This window comes from Nitrospiraceae bacterium (assembly GCA_019637075.1).
In the GTDB taxonomy this organism is placed as follows: domain Bacteria; phylum Nitrospirota; class Nitrospiria; order Nitrospirales; family Nitrospiraceae; genus JAHBWI01.
The window spans coordinates 162,168-181,166 of the sequence record JAHBWI010000005.1; the positions used below are offsets into that span (position 1 = coordinate 162,168).

At 60.9% G+C, this 18,999-nt stretch carries 18 protein-coding genes; 6 read left to right on the forward strand and 12 right to left on the reverse strand.

What is annotated here, in order from left to right; genetic code table 11:
• Positions 1–4: 4 nt before the first annotated feature.
• From era to KF814_14525, 12 genes are all read right to left on the reverse strand, one after another.
• Complete coding sequence (era, locus tag KF814_14470) at positions 5–889, reverse strand: GTPase Era (GenBank protein MBX3237349.1); 885 nt, start codon at positions 887–889, stop codon at positions 5–7.
• Entirely contained in the window at positions 886–1,257 is a 372-nt protein-coding gene (locus KF814_14475; protein ID MBX3237350.1) for a septum formation initiator family protein, read from the reverse strand. The genes era and KF814_14475 overlap by 4 nt, the downstream gene beginning before the upstream one ends.
• A complete protein-coding gene (gene eno, locus KF814_14480; protein ID MBX3237351.1) occupies positions 1,254–2,540 on the reverse strand; it encodes a phosphopyruvate hydratase in 1,287 nt (428 codons plus the stop codon). Before eno ends, KF814_14475 begins: the two co-directional genes overlap by 4 nt.
• A gap of 46 nt (positions 2,541–2,586) precedes the next feature.
• Positions 2,587–4,017: an Asp-tRNA(Asn)/Glu-tRNA(Gln) amidotransferase subunit GatB gene (gene gatB / locus KF814_14485; GenBank protein MBX3237352.1), complete on the reverse strand. Its 1,431-nt coding sequence runs from the start codon at positions 4,015–4,017 to the stop codon at positions 2,587–2,589.
• 2 nt (positions 4,018–4,019) lie between these two features.
• A complete protein-coding gene (locus KF814_14490; protein ID MBX3237353.1) occupies positions 4,020–4,340 on the reverse strand; it encodes a YtxH domain-containing protein in 321 nt (106 codons plus the stop codon).
• Positions 4,330–4,731 carry a DUF948 domain-containing protein gene (locus tag KF814_14495; protein ID MBX3237354.1) on the reverse strand — a complete coding sequence of 134 codons (402 nt, stop codon included), beginning with the start codon at positions 4,729–4,731 and terminating at the stop codon, positions 4,330–4,332. Before KF814_14495 ends, KF814_14490 begins: the two co-directional genes overlap by 11 nt.
• Positions 4,732–4,748: 17 nt before the next feature.
• Entirely contained in the window at positions 4,749–6,215 is a 1,467-nt protein-coding gene (gene gatA, locus KF814_14500; protein MBX3237355.1) for an Asp-tRNA(Asn)/Glu-tRNA(Gln) amidotransferase subunit GatA, read from the reverse strand.
• Entirely contained in the window at positions 6,215–6,580 is a 366-nt protein-coding gene (locus KF814_14505; GenBank protein MBX3237356.1) for an aspartate 1-decarboxylase, read from the reverse strand. The genes gatA and KF814_14505 overlap by 1 nt, the downstream gene beginning before the upstream one ends.
• Before the next feature lie 83 nt (positions 6,581–6,663).
• The gene (gatC, locus tag KF814_14510; protein MBX3237357.1) at positions 6,664–6,963 is read right to left on the reverse strand and encodes an Asp-tRNA(Asn)/Glu-tRNA(Gln) amidotransferase subunit GatC; all 300 of its coding nucleotides are present in this window, start codon (positions 6,961–6,963) and stop codon (positions 6,664–6,666) included.
• Positions 6,964–7,066: 103 nt separating this feature from the next.
• Positions 7,067–8,899 carry a glutamine--fructose-6-phosphate transaminase (isomerizing) gene (gene glmS, locus KF814_14515; protein MBX3237358.1) on the reverse strand — a complete coding sequence of 611 codons (1,833 nt, stop codon included), beginning with the start codon at positions 8,897–8,899 and terminating at the stop codon, positions 7,067–7,069.
• A gap of 9 nt (positions 8,900–8,908) precedes the next feature.
• Positions 8,909–10,546, reverse strand: a complete 1,638-nt coding sequence (gene glmU / locus KF814_14520; protein ID MBX3237359.1) for a bifunctional UDP-N-acetylglucosamine diphosphorylase/glucosamine-1-phosphate N-acetyltransferase GlmU — start codon at positions 10,544–10,546, stop codon at positions 8,909–8,911.
• A gap of 48 nt (positions 10,547–10,594) precedes the next feature.
• Positions 10,595–11,215, reverse strand: coding sequence for a DUF502 domain-containing protein (locus tag KF814_14525; protein MBX3237360.1), 621 nt, complete (start codon positions 11,213–11,215; stop codon positions 10,595–10,597).
• A 183-nt stretch (positions 11,216–11,398) separates the two neighbouring features.
• Between KF814_14525 and KF814_14530 the strand changes: the two genes are divergently transcribed.
• The 6 genes from KF814_14530 (at position 11,399) to KF814_14555 (ending at position 18,969) form a co-directional block, all read left to right on the forward strand.
• Entirely contained in the window at positions 11,399–12,076 is a 678-nt protein-coding gene (locus KF814_14530) for a dTMP kinase (GenBank protein MBX3237361.1), read from the forward strand.
• Positions 12,063–13,091, forward strand: coding sequence for a DNA polymerase III subunit delta' (holB, locus tag KF814_14535; protein ID MBX3237362.1), 1,029 nt, complete (start codon positions 12,063–12,065; stop codon positions 13,089–13,091). The genes KF814_14530 and holB overlap by 14 nt, the downstream gene beginning before the upstream one ends.
• A 78-nt stretch (positions 13,092–13,169) precedes the next feature.
• Entirely contained in the window at positions 13,170–15,167 is a 1,998-nt protein-coding gene (gene metG / locus KF814_14540; protein MBX3237363.1) for a methionine--tRNA ligase, read from the forward strand.
• Entirely contained in the window at positions 15,164–16,030 is an 867-nt protein-coding gene (locus KF814_14545) for a hypothetical protein (protein MBX3237364.1), read from the forward strand. Before metG ends, KF814_14545 begins: the two co-directional genes overlap by 4 nt.
• A 123-nt stretch (positions 16,031–16,153) precedes the next feature.
• Positions 16,154–17,938 carry an ATP-dependent zinc metalloprotease FtsH gene (gene ftsH, locus KF814_14550; GenBank protein MBX3237365.1) on the forward strand — a complete coding sequence of 595 codons (1,785 nt, stop codon included), beginning with the start codon at positions 16,154–16,156 and terminating at the stop codon, positions 17,936–17,938.
• Positions 17,939–18,030: 92 nt separating this feature from the next.
• Positions 18,031–18,969 (forward strand): cation transporter, encoded by a 939-nt coding sequence (locus KF814_14555; GenBank protein ID MBX3237366.1) that lies wholly within the window; start codon positions 18,031–18,033, stop codon positions 18,967–18,969.
• Positions 18,970–18,999: the final 30 nt, after the last annotated feature.

Here is an 18,999-nt window from a genome sequence, read left to right on the forward strand (position 1 = left end):
GTCTTTAATAACCCAACTCCATCAGGACCCGTTCGTCCTCTCGCCACGAACCGCGCACTTTGACCCACAGTTGCAAAAAGACTTTCATCCCGAAGATCCGCTCCATATCTTGACGAGCTTCCGTACCGACCTGCTTCAACCGCTCTCCGTGCTTGCCGATCAGGATTCCCTTTTGGGATTCTTTTTCCACCAGCACGGCCGCGGTGATGCGCGCCATCTTCTTCGTTTCTTGAAACTCTTCGATTTCCACCGCCACAGAATGGGGAATTTCCTCGTAGGTCTGCCGAAGAATCTTCTCTCGAATCAGTTCCGCGGCAAGCGTCCGCATGGACTGATCGGTCACCATGTCGTCGCCGTAGACCGCTTCCCCCTCCGGCAACAGCGCCACCGTCACGGACAACAAGCGATCCACGTTGTCGCCGGTTTCAGCCGACAATGGAACCACCTCCGTCCACGAGTACAGCCGCGCATACTGCTCCATCCGCGGAAGCAGCCGCATCTTATTGACCACATCCACCTTATTGATCACGAGTACGACCGGCCTCGCTTCTTTCGCGACCGCCTCCCGCACGTGACCGATCACCGCCAAATCGCCCGGTCCCGGCTCGGAAGTCGCGTCCACCACCACATACAGCACGTCCGCGTCCTCAAAGGTCTCGAGGGTCGTCCGCACCATTCGGCGGTTCAACAGATGTCTCGGCTCATGCAATCCCGGCGTATCCAAAAAGACGATCTGCGCGCCATCCACGTGCGCGACGCCAAGGATACGGGTCCGCGTCGTCTGCGGCTTATCGGAAACAATCGCAATTTTTTCTTGAAGCAGCCGGTTCAAGAGCGTCGACTTGCCGACGTTCGAGCGCCCGACAATGGCCACACTGCCGAACTTCATGGCGTCCGTCCTGGATAAAGCTTGTCCCGATCAGAACCCGGCGCGAGCTGGTACACCGTCTCACCCTTCCGGACATAGCCTAGCTGCTCCCGCGCCAGTTCCTCGAGTCTAGCCGAGTCGTATTGCACACGATCGAGGTCGGCCCGCAGTTCCGCATTGAGCTTCTGCAGGTCCGCCAAATCGTGCTCGAGCTGCTCCGAGTGCGTCCGCAGGTGCAGATAGCGCGAGATGCCCATCTCGCCGAACAACAGGGCACCGAGCATCAGCAGCACGGCCGCCAGCCCGACCCATTTGCCGGCTGTCATGACCTTCCGCTGCCAATCCAACCAGTCTCGTCCGCGATTCGGCTTGATCATCGTCGTCGTCACATCCTCGTCGGTACAGCCGTGCGTCCCCGATACACCGCCGTGCCGCCCAACTCATCTTCGATGCGAAGCAGCTGATTGTATTTAGCGACTCGATCCGTCCGCGACAACGAGCCCGTCTTGATCAGGCCGCTGTTGGTTGCCACCGCGACATCCGCGATGGTCGTATCCTCCGTTTCGCCCGAGCGATGCGAAATGATCGCGGTATAGCCGGACCGTTTCGCCAATTCGATCGCGTCCAGCGTCTCGGTCAGCGTACCGATTTGGTTCAGCTTGATGAGGATCGAATTGCCGATCCCCTCCTGAATCCCCTTGGAGAAGATACTCACGTTCGTGACGAAAATATCATCGCCCACGAGCTGAACCCGCTTCCCCAGCTTCTCGGTCATGATTTTCCACCCCTTCCAATCGAGTTCACTGAGACCGTCCTCGATTGAGAGGATCGGATACCGATCCAGCAAGTTCCCGTAATAGCTGACCATCTCTTCCGATGAGCGCTCAGGTTTCTTCTCCGCCTCAAGCATATACCGGCCCTTCTCATAGAGTTCGCTTGCCGCGCAATCGAGGGCCAGCGCGATATCCTTGCCGGGCTTGTAGCCCGCATCCTCAATGGCTTGCATGATGAGCGCCAAGGCCTCTTCATTCGACTGCAAATCCGGGGCAAATCCCCCCTCATCGCCGACGGCGGTGTTCAGGCCTTTTTTCTTCAGCAACGCCTTCAACGTGTGAAACACTTCCGTCGCCATACGCAGGGCCTCGCTGAAACGCGGCGCCCCTACCGGCATGATCATGAACTCCTGCAAGTCCAGCCGATTGTCCGCATGCGCACCGCCGTTGATGATGTTCATCAAGGGTACCGGCAAGACTCGCGCATTGGCTCCGCCTAAATACCGGTAGAGGGGTTGTCCTGTTTCGTTGGCCGCCGCCTTGGCGACGGCAAGCGACACGCCGAGGATGGCATTCGCGCCCAGCTTGCCCTTAGTGCTCGTCCCGTCGAGCGCAATCATCGCGTGATCCACGCCGGCCTGGTCCAGAGCCTCCATGCCGAGAATCTCGGGCGCGATGGCCTTCTGCACATTGGCGACCGCCTTGGAAACGCCTTTGCCCATCCAACGCTTTTTGTCGCCGTCCCGCAACTCAATCGCTTCCTTCTCGCCGGTGGATGCACCCGAAGGCACGGCCGCACGCCCATGCGCACCGCTTTCCAAGAGCACTTCGACTTCCACCGTCGGATTGCCTCGAGAATCGATAATCTGCCGTGCCTTCACATTGGTGATTCCGCTCATGCCGCTCTACCTCATCTTGGGGTTAACACCGCACACTGCCGTCGTCTCACCCGGCCAACGTGGCCCGGAGCATCTCATTCACCTTGCCGGGGTTCGCCTTGCCGCCCGAGGCCTTCATCACCTGACCAACCAGAAATCCGAGGACCTGCTGCTTCCCAGCCTTATATTGCTCCACCTGCGACGGATTCTTCGCAAGCACCTCGGCAATGATGGTCTGCAGGGCGCCTTCATCCGACACTTGGGTCAGGCCTTTGGCCTTCACGATCTCCTCCGGCGACTTCCCGCTCCGGTAGACCTCCGGGAAGATATCCCGCGCGACCTTCAGGCTGATCGTCCCCTGATCCACTAACCGGAGCAACCCAATCAACCGTTCGGGAGAGACTGGCGACTCGGCGGCATCCGTCCCCGACTGGTTCAGCTCGCGCAGTAGTTCGCCCATGACCCAATTGCTCACCGTTTTGGGTTGCGGATAGAGCTTCACGCTGGCTTCAAAATAGGCCGCCAGGGATCGCGACGAGGTCAAAATACCCGCGTCGTATTCGGGCAGACCGAACTCGCTCACGAAACGCTGGGATTTGGCCGATCCAAGTTCAGGCAGCTCCTGCCGCAATTTTTCGATCCAATCTTTCGAAAGCTCCAACGGCACCAGGTCGGGATCGGGAAAATACCGATAGTCATGCGCTTCTTCCTTCGAGCGCATCACGGCCGTTTCACCGCGCTCAAGATTCCACAATCGCGTCTCTTGCCGCACCGTCCCGCCTTCGCTCAACACCTTGGCTTGCCGTTTGATCTCGTACTCTACGGCATCTTTCACGAACTTGAAGGAGTTGATATTCTTCAGCTCAACCTTGGTACCGAACGCCTTCTGCCCCACCGGACGAAGGGACAGGTTCGGTTCACAGCGAAAGCTGCCCTCATCCATATTGCCGTCACACACATCCAGGTACATCAGCACGTCGCGCAGGCCCTTCAGGTAGCCCACGACCTCGTCAGCGGACCCCATATCCGGCTCGGTCACGATTTCCAAGAGCGGCGTGCCCGCCCGGTTTAAATCGACCCGGCTCATCCCGCTGGCTCCATCATGCACGTTCTTGCCGGCGTCCTCCTCCAAATGGGCGCGACGAATTCGCACCCGCTTCGTCGCGCCGCCGACGGCCACGTCGATCCACCCATGCTCGCAGATAGGTTCTTCGTATTGAGAGATCTGATAGCCCTTGGGCAAATCCGGATAGAAGTAGTTCTTGCGCGCAAACCGGTTCTGCGCGCGGATCGTGCAGTTCAGCGCGAGCCCCGCACGCACCGCCATCTCGATCGCCTTGGCGTTGATGACCGGCAGGCTCCCGGGAAGACCCAGACAGACCGGACAAGTCTGGGCATTGGCCGTCAGCCCGAAGGTCGTGCCGCAGGCACAAAACATTTTCGACTGCGTCCGCAGTTGGGCGTGGACCTCCACGCCGATGACGACTTCGTAATTCACGCTCAGCTCGGTTCTCCCTTGGTAAAGCGATCCCGTTCGCGCCGCATCGCCTCGCGGCCAGCATCGAAGGCCTCGCGCAGGACCGACTTCTTGGATTCGATGAAATCACGCCCTTCCTCCACTACTTCCTCGAACGTCTCCCCGGCTTCTCCGGCCAGATCGCGCAACCCATCCTCCGCCCGCCGAGCGTAGCCACGCAGAATGTCTCGCGACTCCTGGCCGCTACGGGGCGCCAGCAACAGGGCCGCCATTGCGCCCAACGCCGCCCCACTCAGAAAGCCCAACAACACCGCCGCCGTTGAGGGTCCTCGTTCATCCGCCATTGTGATGCCCTCCTTCTTTCATGCGTTCCTTCACCACCTGTTTGGCCGCGCGAAAACCCGCCACCATGCTGACCAAATTGCTGACCAGCGACCCGCCGGATCCCCGCACCATGCCGTGAACCTGCTGAACCGACTCTCCGACCTCGCCAACCGCGTGCAGCAAGACCGCCGCATGTTCGACCCCGCCCCGCGCCTGGTCGGCAAGATCGTTCAGGTTCTGGCTCATCGCACGCAGCTCCGTGATCAATGTCGGAAGTTCCGCATTCATCCTGGTGAGCAACTGTTCCGACTCCGCTACCGTCTTCCGCATCTGAATCAGGAGCGGCACGAGATAGCCCACGAGGACCGCGAACGCCACCGCGACTAGAATCGCTGCAATTTCCACAATCATGGTTCGTCCCCCGCCGGTTATCGGATGCTCGGCTTCTTCATCCGCCAGTTGGTCGTCTGTTCATAGGCATGCGCGGCGCGCAACAGCATGTCTTCTTCGAATGCACGCCCGATGAGCTGCATCCCGATCGGCAAGCCGGTCTTGCTGAACCCGCACGGCAAGGCGATCGCAGGCAATCCGGCCAGGTTGACCGAGATCGTGTAGATGTCCGACAGGTACATGGTCAATGGGTCCTGGACTTTCTCGCCGAACTTGAACGCCGGGGTCGGGGTCACGGGTGTCACGAGCAGATCCACATCCTGGAACGCTTGCTGAAAGTCTTCGCGAATCAAGGTGCGCACCGCCTGCGCCTTCCCGTAGTAGGCATCGTAATAGCCGGCGCTGAGGACATACGTCCCCAGCATGATCCGGCGCTTCACTTCCGCACCGAAACCTTCGGCCCTGGTCTTCACGTACATCTCCAGCAGATCCCGGCTCTCCTTGGCCCGCGTCCCGAACTTCACACCGTCGTATCTGGCCAGGTTAGAACTCGCCTCCGCCGTCGCGATCACATAATACGTAGCCACCGCCGCATCGGTCCGAGGAAGCGACACCTCGCGCACGTCAGCCCCCAACTCGCGCAATCCTTCGATCGCGGTCCGCACCGCCTGTTCGACTTCGGGGTCCAGCCCCTCGCCAAAATACTCGACCGGCACGCCGACCTTGACCCGCTTCAAATCTTTCCGTTTCAGCGCCTTGAGATAGTCCGGCACCGGCACGTTGGCCGAGGTCGAATCTCGCGGATCGTACCCTGCGATGATACCCAGCAAGAGCGCGGCATCCGTCACGTCTTTGGTGATCGGACCGATTTGATCGAGGGACGACGCAAACGCGACCAATCCATAGCGGGAAACACGGCCGTAGGTCGGCTTCACCCCCACCACGCCGCAAAACGCCGCCGGCTGCCGGATGGATCCGCCCGTATCCGACCCCAATGCCGCCGCACATTCATCCGCCGCCACCGCCGCGGCCGATCCGCCGCTCGAACCACCCGGCACCGTCTGCACGTTCCAGGGATTGCGGCTCGCACCGAACGCCGAGTTCTCGGTGGAGGAGCCCATCGCAAACTCATCCAAGTTCGTTTTCCCAACCAGGATGTACCCCTGCTCCCGCAGTTTCGCTGCAACCGTGGCGTCGTACGGCGGCGTGAATTGCTCCAGAATGCGCGAGGCGCAGGTGGTCCGCACGCCCTGGGTGCAAATGTTGTCCTTCACCGCCAACGGCATCGCCATCAGCGGGGCGGTCTTTCGCCACCCCTTCAATTTCTCATCCAACTCCGCGGCCCGCGCGAACGCGGCGTCCTTGCATTGCGTGAGATAGGCCTTCACCTTCGGCTCGACCTGCGTAATGCGAAGCCAGTAGGCGCGCACGATCTCGGTCGCCGACACCTCGCCCGCGGTAAACTTGCGCTGCAACTCCGACAATGTCAGTTTGTGCAGCGCCATCAGCGTTTGGATCCTTTACGAAGCATACGGTTCTTTCCGTCCACCTGGATGATCTTCGGCTTGTGCCGCTTGATCTCGGCGTCGCTGTAATACTCGTAACAGAAGATGATGATCTGATCGCCTACCGCCGCCTTCCGCGCCGTCGGACCGTTCAATACGATTTCGCCCCCGCCCCGCTTCCCTTTCATGGCGTAGGTCATGAACCGTTCGCCGTTGTTGAGATTCGAGCAGACGATGGCCTCATAAGGGAGAATGCCCGCCGCCTCCAACAATTCCTCGTCGACTGTCAGGCTCCCTTCATATTCGAGACAGGCCTCCGTCACGGTGGCCCGATGGATCTTCGCACGCAACATTTGTCGAAACATTCGTCGTCATCCTCACTATGGGTGATCTGTGACAAGTACCGCCAACCGGATGGCACAATGCTGAAGAAGCAGCCCCCATCCGATCACCGTTCGCGGTCCTCGATAATTTTGGGTACGAGAAACGCCTGCCCCTCAGTCTCCGGCGCGTTGGCCACAGCCTCGGCTGCCGACAGAGACGGTGCCACGCTGTCTTCACGGAAAACATTCACTTGTCCGAGCACCGTAGCCGTCGGCTCGACGCCCTTGGTGTCGAAGGTGTTCAACTTCTGCACGTACACTAAAATCTGGCTCAACTGCGAGGCCATGGCCGGCAATTCCGCCGGCGACATCTCCAGCCGGGCCAGCTTGGCCACCTTTTCCACTTCCTGAGTCGTGATCTTCATTTCATGCTCTCATTTCTGCAAGGATGTTCACCATGGTCTTCCCACAAGGCCGCAGAAAGCCCGGCGACCGAGAACGCAGTGGGAAGCCATATTCAACATTCGGCTACTCCACCGTCACACTCTTCGCGAGGTTTCGCGGCTGATCCACATCCTCGCCGCGCAACACGGCAATGTGGTAGGCCAGCAACTGCAATGGAATCGTGAACAGAATCGGCGACAGCAACGGATGCACGTCCGGAATCGTGAACACCGCGTCGGCGGTCTTGCCGAGTTCCCGCTCGCCTTCAGCCACAAACGCAATCACCGGCGCGCGGCGAGCCTTCACTTCCATCAGGTTACTGACCGTCTTTTCATACAACCGATCCCGCGGCGCCAGCACCACGACCGGCATGTCCTTATCGATGAGCGCGATCGGACCGTGCTTCATCTCCCCCGCCGCATAGCCCTCGGCGTGGATGTACGAGATCTCCTTCAGCTTGAGCGCCCCTTCAAGCGCGATCGGATAGTTGATCCCACGCCCCAGGTATAAAAAGTTCGGCTTTTTATAATAGCGCTTGGCGATCGCCAGAATCTCGGCTTCCCGTCCGAGCACGTTCTTGACCAAGGTCGGCAAAGTCACGAGCCGATCGAGCCAGGCCTTGCCGTCCGCCACCGTGAGGGTGCCGCGCACGCGGCCAAGGTGGAGTGCGAGCAGATAGAGCGCCGCGAGCTGGCTGGTGAAGGCCTTCGTGGAGGCCACACCGATCTCGGGTCCGCAATGGGTGTACAGCACACCGTGCGACTCGCGAGCGAGGGTGCTGCCCACGACATTGACGATCGACACGACACGTGCGCCCTTCTCTTTCGCTTCGCGCGCTGCGGCCAGGGTATCCGCCGTCTCGCCCGACTGCGAAATCGTCACGAACAAGTCGTTCTTCTCGATCAATGGGTCGCGGTACCGGAACTCCGACCCGATGTCGACCTGGACCGGCGTGCGGACCATTTCTTCCAGCAGATACTTCCCGACCAGGCCGGCATGCCAACTCGTACCGCAGGCCACGATCCAAATTCGCCCGACCTCGGCAAACTGCTTCGGCGTCAACCCAATGTCCGGAAGATCCGCCTCACCGCTGTCATACGAGTAGCGGCCGCGCATCGTATCGAGAATGGTCTGCGGCTGCTCGTGGATTTCTTTCAACATGAAATGCGGATAGCCGCTCTTCTCGGCCGCCGAGGCGTCCCACGTCACCTTGGATTTCTTCCGCGTCACAGGCCGGCCTTCGATGTCGGTGTACTTGATGTCCGACGACGTCACTTCCGCCACGTCGCCTTCCTCGAGGAAGGTCACGTCCCGCGTATAGGACAACATCGCCATCACATCGGAGCCGACGAACGAGGAATCCGAGGTCCGGCCGATGACCAAGGGACAGCCTGACCGCGCCGCAACCAGCAAGCCCGGTTCGCGCTCGGAGATCACCGTGATCGCGTAGCTGCCGCGGATCTCCTTCGCTGCGGCGCGCACGGCGTCCGCCAGATGCAGGCCCTTCTTCTGGATGTACTTGTCGATCAGATGCGCCACCACCTCGGTGTCGGTCTCGGACTGAAACTTGTACCCATCCTTCTGCAGTTGCTGCTTGAGCTGGACATAGTTTTCGATGATGCCGTTGTGGACCAGCGTGCAGCTCTCCGAGCGATGCGGATGCGCATTCTGCTCGGAAGGCTTGCCGTGGGTCGCCCAGCGCGTATGGCCGATCCCGCAGGTTCCGGTGATGGATTTCTGCGCGAGCGACTTCTGCAGATTGACCAGTTTGCCCACGCTGCGGCGGATCTCGATCTTCTCGCCCCGCTGCACCGCCACGCCCGCCGAGTCATAGCCGCGGTACTCCAGCTTCGACAAGCCGTTCAGCAGAATCGGAACCGCTTCCTGATTGCCCACGTACCCAACGATTCCACACATAGGTCGTCGTTACCTCCGTTTGGTCCGTTGAACCGCTTGCCGCTGCTTCTTACCCGCCGGTCGTGACGCCTTGGTGGCCGCCGATGGCTTTGTCGCTTTGGATGCACCTTTTGATTTGGTCTTTGCGTTTGTATTCGGCTTCGACACGACCTTGGGAGCGGCATTGGACGGTATGGCCTGCCCCAACTGCAACGCGCGCCGCCTCGCCGCCCAGCCCTGCCTCGTGACCTGCTGCACTCGGGAAATCACAAGCGCATCGGCCGGCACATCTTCGGTCACCGTCGTACCCGCGGCGATCACGGCACCCTGACCGACCGTCACCGGCGCCACCAACTGCACGTCGCTGCCGACGAAGACCTGTTCACCGATCACCGTCTGATACTTCTTGTATCCATCGTAATTGCACGTGATGGTCCCGGCACCGATATTGGCACCCTTGCCGATCTGCGCGTCGCCAAGATAGCTCAAGTGATTCGCCTTCGCGCCCTCGCCGAGCACGGCTTTCTTCATCTCGACGAAGTTGCCGACCTTCGCGTTCCGCCGGATGATCACCCCCGGCCTCAGATGCACGAAGGGGCCCAGATGTGCGCCTTCTTCGATCTGCGATTCGCGGAACAGACAATGGTCCAAGATCTCCACGCCGTTGCCGACCGTGCAATCGCTGATGCGTGTCCCACCGTGTACCACCACATCTTCGCCGATAACCGTCTTGCCCTCCAGCGTCACCTGCGGATACAACACCGTATCCCGCCCGATCGTCACCTCCGTGTCGATCCAGGTCGAAGCCGGATCGCGCATAGTCACGCCCGCCTCGAGCCATCGCTCGCGGATGCGCTGTCGGATCACCTGCTCCGCTTCCGCCAACTGCACGCGGCTGTTGATACCCAATCCCTCATCGATCGTTCGCAGCCGCATCGCCGCAACCGTGCGGCCCTGCTCGACGGCCATCTGGATGATGTCCGTAAGATAGTATTCGCCCTGGGCGTTGGCCGGCGTCAATTTCTCCAACGATGGAAAGAGAAACGCGCCGTCGACCACATAAGTCCCGACGTTGATTTCGCGAACCGCCCGTTCTGCCTGGCTCGCATCCTTGTCCTCGACGATCTTCTGTACCGCATTGTCCGCGGCGCCCGCCTGCCACTCGTCGCGCCGCTGCCGGATGACGCGGCCATACCCGGACGCATCGTCCAGCACAGCCGTCAGCAACGTCACCGCCGCCTTCTGCTGATCGTGCACCGCGAGCAACTCCCGCACCGTCGCCTCCGTCAGCAACGGGGTGTCGCCGTTCAGAATCAGAAAGCGCGAAGGCCGCCGTTGAACATCGCCGGCAAATACCGGCTGCGCTTGCAACACCGCATGGCCGGTCCCGAGCTGTTTGGTCTGTTCGGCAACGGCTACCTGGCGGCCGCCTACCTCCACAGCCTTCCGCACGTCCGCACCCTGGTGCCCCACGATGAGGGCGACGCCCTGCTCACCGAGCCGGCAGGCGACATCGACGACATAGAGCACCATCGGTTTGCCGGCCACGGGATGCAGCACCTTGGCCAGTTTGGATTTCATCCGTTTGCCGAGCCCGGCCGCCATGATGATCACGCCGAGTCCGGGAATCGACGACTGCGAGGTCTGATCAAGTGATGAGTGCGTCATAGCTCCTTCACAATGGGCGACACGACAATAGCGAACGGCGCGTACAGACTAGGCGATCGGCACACCCTGCTGGGGCTGGGCGACGTGCGACCACTTTCCGCCCAATTGCATCGACGCGCCGGATGCGTTGGGTGTATACAACCCGCCCGACACAATCAGCTTCATGGCTTCTTCGACCGAAATATCCACCGCGATCACTTCCCGCTCCGGCACCAAAAGAAAATATCCCGAAGTGGGATTGGGCGACGTCGGGACATACACATGGACGAGCGGGTCGGGCGAGAGCGTCTGGATCTCACCTTTGGTCACGCCGGTCACAAACGCAAAGCAATAGTGCCCGTTCTTCGGAAACTGGATCAGTACTACGCGACGGTAGGTCTCTCGCTCGGCGAACGACAGGATATCCATCATCGACTTGATCGTCGAATAGATCCCGCGCACCACCGGCACGCGATTGAGCAAATTTTCCCACTGCCGCACGACATGGCGCCCGATGAAATTCGCGGCGAAGAGGCCGGTGAGAAAAATCAGCAGCACCAACGCAACGATTCCGAGCCCAGGGATATAGTACCCTCTGGTCACCAACCGCGCCGCCGCATCACCCAAAATCCCGTCCAGACTCAGGAACAGGGTCTTTAAAATCAGCACCGTTCCCCAAATGGGGATCATGACGAGCAATCCCGTCAAAAAGTACCGCTTTAACGAGGCTTTTAGCATGCGTCGGCAAGGGACCCGAGGTAGAGCGTCATGATACCGAGATTCGAATGGTTCGGGCAAGCCTTTTCTTGCTATTTTCAATAACTTGGAATAGGATTCCGCCCCGTCATTCACCATCCGAAATGGATCGAAAACGTGGCGCGACGTCGGCGGCGGTTCCCGGGCATCTTCATCACCCTGGAGGGCATCGAAGGCAGCGGCAAATCCACCCAGGCCAAGCGGCTGGGGGCGCACCTCCGGGCCCTCGGATACCGTATCGTGGAAACCAGGGAGCCCGGCGGAACGCCGCTCGCGGAAAAGATTCGTGCCGTCCTGCTCGATCGCACCGCCGAACCCTTCGCTCCCGAAACCGAAGCCTTTCTCGTTTTCGCGGCGCGGCGCCAACACGTGACGCAAGTCATCGAGCCGGCCCTGTCCCGCGGCGCCATCGTCCTCTGTGACCGCTTCAATGATTCAACCCTTGCGTACCAAGGATCCGCGCGCGGCCTCGACCTCGCCTCGCTGGAACGCATGAACGGTCTCGCCACCGACGAGCTCGAACCGGACCTGACATTGCTCTTCGACCTGCCGGCCAAGACCGGCCTCGCGCGCCGTCGTCGGGCCGCCGAGACGAACCGGCTCGACCGCGAAACGCTTCGTTTTCACGAAAAAGTCAGGGCCGGCTTTCGCTCCTTGGCCCGACGGGAACCTCGACGCATCAGCCTCATCGATGCGGATCGCCCCGAAGAGGCGATCGCGCGTGATGTCACCCAGGCCGTGATGCCCTTGCTCGCCCGTACGCCCAGACGAAAGGTTCGCCATGCCGTTCGCTGACGTCATCGGCCACGAGCGCGCCAAGCGACTGATCAAGGCCGCGATCCTGCAAGACAGGCTCGCGCACGCCTACCTGCTGCACGGGGAAGATCGAATCGGCAAACGCCTGCTGGCGGTCCGCATCGCGCAAACCCTGCTCTGCGAACAGATGCCGGACCCGCAAGACCCGGATGCCTGCGGGCACTGCCGCGCCTGCCAACAGATCGAGTCGCGCACGCACCCCGACTTCCTGCTGATCGAAGCCGATCGCGAACAAGCGAACCCGCAGATCAAGATCGAGTCCATCCGCGACATTGAGCAGCAGATGATTTATCGCCCACTGATCGGTGATCGAAAAATTTGCCTCATCGACGAAGCGGAACGCATGACGATCGGCGCGGCCAATGCGCTCCTGAAAACGCTCGAGGAGCCGCCGGACCACAGCCTGTTTCTGCTCGTCTCCAGCCGGCCCTACGCGCTGCCCTCCACGGTACGCTCCCGTTGTCAGGCCGTCAGGCTCCCGACGCCGGCTCAGACCCAAGTAGAAATGGCCGTCATCCTGAAACGGGAACTCCCGCCCGCTGACGCGCGCTTTCTTGCCCTGCTGAGCGATGGGCAGTTGGGACGCGCGCTCGAGTCGGACATCAAGTCGACGCGCACGACGCAACAAGAGTTCGCGACACTCTTCTCGCCGAAAGGCCTTCAGTCGATCTCGCAAGTCCTCACGACCGCCGAAGCACTGGCGAAGGCGGAGCGAGGTCCCGAAGCGTTCGACTGGCTCTTGCGCTGGCTGCGTGATGTGATGTTGCTCGCCGCAGGCGCCGATGCAGACCACCTGCTGAACCTCGAACAACGAAGCGAGCTGCAGTCGCTGGCCCGACACATCGACGTGAACGGACTGCTGGACCTCATCGGTGAACTCGAGAGGCTGGAGCGCCAGGCGCATCGCAACCTGAACATCCAAATGGCGCTCGAAACGATTCTGCTGCGGCTCAGGGCCCTCATAGGTTCTCAGGCGTCCACCTCTGCGCGGTAACGGGCCCCGGATCGATATTCGCGAGCGAGAGTCGCGCTAGCTTTAGGCCCCGCCGTCTTGCTATCTTCCAGATCACCTATGAGCAATCCGAACACGTTCTACATCACGACGCCTATCTACTACGTCAACGACGTCCCGCACATCGGCCATGCCTATACGACGATCGCCGCGGATGTGCTTGCCCGGTACTGGCGACTCCGAGGTCGTGACGTGTTTTTCCTCACCGGCCTCGATGAACATGGACAAAAGGTGCAGCAGGCGGCGGCGAAGGCTGGCATCGATCCCCAGGCCCATTGCGATCGACTTGCGCCGCAATTCAAAAACCTCTGGCATCGCTTGAACATTTCCAACGATGCCTTCATCCGCACCACCGATGGCGCGCACAAGACAGTCGTACAACGATATCTTCAGCAATTACATGATAAGGAATTGATTTACAAGGCTGATTACATAGGATGGTACTGCACCTACGATGAGCGATTTTGGACAGAAAAGGATGTGGCCGACGGTCTCTGCCCCGACTGCAAGCGCCCCATCGAGCGACTCAGCGAGCACAACTATTTCTTCAAGATGGGCCAGTACCAGGAACGGCTGATCGCCCACATCAACGCCCATCCGGAATTCATTCGCCCCGAGTCGCGGCGCAACGAGGTACTGGGCTTCTTGCAGACGCAAAAGCTCGGCGACCTGTCGATCTCGCGGCCCAAGTCAAGGCTGTCCTGGGGCATCGAGCTTCCCTTCGACCGTGACTATGTCACCTATGTGTGGTTCGACGCGCTCGTCAATTACATCTCCGGTCTGCAGTACCTGACGGAGAAGCCATCGGTCGATCGCTACTGGCCGGCCGACGTGCACCTGGTCGGTAAGGACATTTTGACGACGCACGCGGTCTATTGGTCCACGATGTTGATGGCGCTCGAGCTGCCGCTGCCCCGCACTATCTTTGCCCACGGCTGGTGGACGGTCGACGGCGAGAAGATGTCGAAGAGCCGGGGCAACGTGGTCGATCCCAACAAGATGGTCGAACAGTTCGGCGTCGATGCGTTCCGCTACTTCCTGCTGCGCGAAGTGCCGTTCGGCCAGGACGGAGATTTTTCACAGACAGCCATGGTCACGAGCATCAACAGTGACCTCGCCAACGGCATCGGCAACCTGCTGAGCCGTACCCTCACGATGATCGAGCGATTCGCCAAGGGCGTGATCCCCGAACCAGGCGTTCCCGCCCTTCCAGAGATCGAAGCGCGGCTCACCGAGGCCGCACGCACACTGCCCGAGCAACTGGAGCGCGGGTTCGCGGCGCTCGCCTTCCGGGAAAACCTACAGGCAATCTGGGGACTCATCGGCCTGTGCGACGAATACATCGACAAGGCCGCCCCCTGGCAACTCGCCAAGATGCCCGACGACGAGCCTCGTCTCCGCACGGTCCTGAATACCGCAGCCCGGGCGCTTCGACTCCTCGCCGTGCTGATAAATCCCATCATGCCCCAGACCGCGCAGCACATGGCTCAGCAACTCGGCATGAGATTCGACTTCGGCAAACCAATCGACGATTTCGCGTATCGGTGGGAAGCCCCGCTCGCCGGGGTACCGATCGCAAAAGGTACCGGGCTATTCCCCCGCATCGAAACCAAACCACAAGGAGCCAAACCCGTGAGCGATTCACCCGCGACCGCCCAACCACCTGCTGCATTCCCTGCCGCGCCCACGACCGCGCCGCAACCGGCTACCGCCGTTCCTCCCGCAGCAACGCCGGGACAAATCACCATCGACGAGTTCATGAAGATTCAGCTCAAGACCGCGAAGGTGCTCAGCGCCGAACGTGTCCCGAAATCGGAAAAGCTGCTGAAGTTGCAGGTGAGCCTCGGAACCGAGCAGCGCCAAATCGTCGCCGGGATCGGCAAGAAGTACGAACCGGAGGCGCTCATCGGCAAAACCATCGTGATCGTCGCGAACCTCAAACCGGCAAAGCTTATGGGCATCGAGTCCCAGGGCATGGTGCTCGCCGCCGGCGACAGCGAGGTCCGTGGACTGGCGACCTTCATCGAAGACGTGGAGCCCGGCACCAAAGTGAAATGAACCGAACGGACGTCCTCCGGCTGCTCAGCACCTGCCTTCTCGTGCTGCCTACCAGCACAGCGTCCGCGTATGTCGCCGAGCCGTCCGAAGCCGAGATCGAAGCCCGTCAGCACTACAACGATCCCATTCCCACCACAGTCCTGGTCCGCGTCGTCGCGCACGGCGCGCTCGTGCTCGGCCGAGAGGTCGGCGGTGCTCGCATCACGATCACAGAAGTCGCCAGCGGCCGCATCCTTGCTGCCGGTATTCAGCAGGGGGAAGCCGGCGACCAAAACCACATCATGCGCACGCCGCACCTCATGGAGGAACCGCTCTATAGTTCCCGTCCGGCGGCCTCCTTCAGCGCCACATTGGAGCTGGCGCAGCCCACGCTGGTGGAAATTGCAGCCGAAGGACCGCTGGCGTACCCGGCCGCGGCGCAGCGCGCGAGCAAAACCGTACTGCTCGTGCCGGGCCAGGACCTGACCAACGACGGCATCGTCCTGCAGCTCTACGGCTTTCTCGTCCAGATCAACCATCCCAAACCAGGCGAGTCACTCATCGCCAAAGATGACGTCATGCTGCGCGCCTCGGTCCGCACCCTGTCCGGTACCTTGGTTCGCCCGCACAGTGATTGGGATTCGAGGCGGATGCACATCTATGGCGAAGTGCTGATCGGCGACCGGGTGGTGGAACGTCTGCAAATGTTCTATGCGGGCGAGAAGGGCAGCTTCGAAGCTCCCTTTTTCGTACCGATCGCGAAAGATGCGCCGGACGGCATCACGCTTCGAGTCATCGCCGCCGACCCCGTCGGAGGCAACATCGGCATGGGCGTGGTCAAATACCCGGTCCTGACGGAACGGCTGAAGCCGCGCCAGAAGTGACCCGTTGACTCGCTCCGAAAATTCGTGATCTGGTAATGTGGCGATCCGGTGAAGCAGCGAATCGACGGCATCCATCACCAGGTCGACAAATCATTAACCTGACATTCTCCACGCGTCACGACGATGGATCCTAAACAGCGGCAATTTTCCATCTGGTATATGTTCATCGCACTCTGGGTGCTGATGCTCATCCAGATGTTCCTACCGACGTTGTTCAACCCAACCGAGATTCCTTACAGCGAATTCAAGACCGCCGTCGATGCCGGCAACGTGATGGAGGTAGCGGTATCTCCGCACCTCATCCACGGCAAGATGAAGGACGGCAAGGTCTTCGACACGATTCGGATCGAAGACCCCGACCTCCTGCGCGGGCTCGGGCAGCACCAGGTCAAGGTCACCGGCGTCATCGAAAGCACCTTCCTCCGAGACCTGCTCTCCTGGATCGTGCCGATTGCCCTTTTCTTCGGCGTCTGGTGGTTCGTCCTCCGGCGCATGGGTCAAAGCCAAGGCTTCATGACGGTCGGCCAGAGCAAGGCCAAGATCTACATGGAGAAGGAAGTCAAGGTCAGCTTCGCGGACGTGGCGGGCGTGGATGAAGCCAAGCAGGAACTGGAAGAGGTCGTGGAGTTCCTCAAGACGCCGGACAAGTTCCGCCGGCTCGGCGGCAAGATTCCGAAGGGCATCCTGCTGGTCGGTCCGCCCGGCACCGGCAAGACCCTACTCGCCAAGGCCGTGGCGGGAGAATCCGGCGTGCCGTTCTTCTCGATCAGCGGCTCGGAATTCGTGGAGATGTTCGTGGGAGTCGGCGCGGCGCGCGTGCGCGACCTCTTCGAACAGGCCAAGGTCAAGGCCCCCTGCATTATCTTCATCGACGAGTTGGATGCTCTGGGCAAGGCGCGGGGCATGGGCCCGATGGCCCACGAGGAGCGCGAACAGACGCTCAACCAGTTGCTCGTCGAGATGGACGGATTCGACTCCCGCACCGGGGTGATTCTGATGGCCGCCACGAACCGCCCGGAAATTCTGGACCCCGCCCTCCTCCGGGCAGGGCGCTTCGATCGTCAGGTGCTCGTCGATCGTCCCGACAAGATCGGTCGGCTCGCGATCTTGAAGGTCCATGCGAAGACCATCACCTTGGCCAACGAAGGTGATCTGGACACCATTGCCGCCATGACCCCCGGCTTTGTCGGCGCCGACCTGGCAAACCTGCTGAACGAGGCCGCTCTCCTGGCCGTGCGCCGGGGCAAGGACACCGTGAGCTTGAGCGAATTGCAGGAGGCCGTGGAACGGGTCATCGCAGGACTCGAAAAGAAGAACCGAGTGCTCAATAAGATGGAAAAGGAACGGGTCGCGCACCACGAGGTCGGCCATGCGTTGGTGGCGCTCGCCGTGCCGGGCGCGGATGCGGTCCAGAAAATCTCGATTATCCCGCGCGGCATCGCCGCACTCGGCTATACCCTGCAACTCCCCACCGAAGACCGCTTCCTGATGACGGCCTCGGAACTGCGCAACAAGATCGCAGTCCTCCTCGGCGGGCGCGCAGCCGAAGACATCATCTACGGGGAAGTCTCCACCGGCGCGCAGGACGATTTGCGCAAGGCCACCGATATCGCCAAGAGCATGGTGAAGGTCTACGGGATGAGCGAGAAGCTCGGCCAGGTCAGCCTGGAGCGAGACCGCCAGTCCCCCTTTCTCCAATCGATGCCAGGCCAGACGCCTGCCGACTACAGCGAGCAGACCTCACGGGAGATCGACTGTGAGGTGCGGCAGTTGATCGACGACCAGTATGCTCGCGTACGAGACATCATCCAGCGGCAGGAGCCCGTGCTCCGCAAGGCGGCGCAGGTCTTGCTGGAAAAGGAAACCATCACCGGCGACGAACTCAAAGCGCTGCTGCCACCCGCCTAGTCTCGCCCCGACAGCGGCACCCTCGATTCCCATCCTCTCGGAAAGCCCCCTAAACCCTTGCCCTGTTTCGTTGCCCGTGAGACACTGAGCCTATGGTCCCGCACACGTACCATGAATTGCGGCATCGTCTTCGAGTGGCATTGGCACTCAATGCCTTGGTGATCGTGGCGGAATTCGTCGCGGGGTTCCTGACCAACAGTATCGGGCTGATCGGTGATGCCGGTCATAATCTGGTCGATCAAGGTTCACTCTTCCTCGCCCTCTATGCCCATATCCTGACCGAGCGACCAGCCACCGCCAGCCGCACCTTCGGTTACCATCGGGCGGGTGTCGTCGCGGCCTTTTTGAATTCGTTTCTTCTCCTCCTGACCGCCATCGGCATCCTGCTGGTCGGCGCCAAGCGACTCCTCGAACCGGTGCCCATCGCCGGGGGTTGGGTCATGATTGTCGCCTTGGTCAGTTTTGCCGCAAACCTGGGCATTGCGCTCTTGCTGCAACATGGCGCCAAGGATGACCTGAACATCCGCAGCGCCTTCTGGCACATGTTGGCCGACGCCTGGGTGTCGCTGGGTGTCGTCGTCAGCGGCGCGATGATCCTCTACACGGGCTGGACCATCCTGGACCCACTGATCAGTTTCTTCGTAGTCGCGGCAATCCTCAGGGGCTCATGGCCCCTCTTCAAAGAATCGCTGGAGGTCCTGTTGGAATCCACGCCTCCCGGCGTGAGTCCGGCCCACGTGGCCGCCGCCATCGAGTCGATGCCGGGCGTGAAGAACGTGCATGACCTCCACATCTGGGCGGTCGAACCTCGCCTCGTCATGATGACGACCCACATTCAAGTGGACGACGACGCATCCCTCACCAACGATCTCCTCAATGCCATCCGCGCCAAGGTCTCCACCGAATTCGGCATCAAGCACCTCACGATTCAACTCGAAACCCAGTGCTGCCATCCCGACGCCGTGCATTGCGACCTCAACCGCCTGACGGCACAGCACGCGATGCCGGAACTCCATCACAGCCACCACTAGGGGCACGTGGCTTGGTGTGAGACGTCAGCC

Coding starts and splice junctions, on each gene's coding strand:
- era (MBX3237349.1), bottom strand. CDS start 889: ATGAAGTTCGGCAGTGTGGCCATTGTCGGGCGCTCGAACGTCGGCAAG.
- eno (MBX3237351.1), bottom strand. CDS start 2,540: ATGAGCGGAATCACCAATGTGAAGGCACGGCAGATTATCGATTCTCGA.
- KF814_14490 (MBX3237353.1), bottom strand. CDS start 4,340: ATGGCGGATGAACGAGGACCCTCAACGGCGGCGGTGTTGTTGGGCTTT.
- KF814_14495 (MBX3237354.1), bottom strand. CDS start 4,731: ATGATTGTGGAAATTGCAGCGATTCTAGTCGCGGTGGCGTTCGCGGTC.
- gatA (MBX3237355.1), bottom strand. CDS start 6,215: ATGGCGCTGCACAAACTGACATTGTCGGAGTTGCAGCGCAAGTTTACC.
- KF814_14505 (MBX3237356.1), bottom strand. CDS start 6,580: ATGTTTCGACAAATGTTGCGTGCGAAGATCCATCGGGCCACCGTGACG.
- gatC (MBX3237357.1), bottom strand. CDS start 6,963: ATGAAGATCACGACTCAGGAAGTGGAAAAGGTGGCCAAGCTGGCCCGG.
- glmS (MBX3237358.1), bottom strand. CDS start 8,899: ATGTGTGGAATCGTTGGGTACGTGGGCAATCAGGAAGCGGTTCCGATT.
- glmU (MBX3237359.1), bottom strand. CDS start 10,546: ATGACGCACTCATCACTTGATCAGACCTCGCAGTCGTCGATTCCCGGA.
- KF814_14525 (MBX3237360.1), bottom strand. CDS start 11,215: ATGATCCCCATTTGGGGAACGGTGCTGATTTTAAAGACCCTGTTCCTG.
- holB (MBX3237362.1), top strand. CDS start 12,063: ATGCCGTTCGCTGACGTCATCGGCCACGAGCGCGCCAAGCGACTGATC.
- metG (MBX3237363.1), top strand. CDS start 13,170: ATGAGCAATCCGAACACGTTCTACATCACGACGCCTATCTACTACGTC.
- KF814_14545 (MBX3237364.1), top strand. CDS start 15,164: ATGAACCGAACGGACGTCCTCCGGCTGCTCAGCACCTGCCTTCTCGTG.
- ftsH (MBX3237365.1), top strand. CDS start 16,154: ATGGATCCTAAACAGCGGCAATTTTCCATCTGGTATATGTTCATCGCA.
- KF814_14555 (MBX3237366.1), top strand. CDS start 18,031: ATGGTCCCGCACACGTACCATGAATTGCGGCATCGTCTTCGAGTGGCA.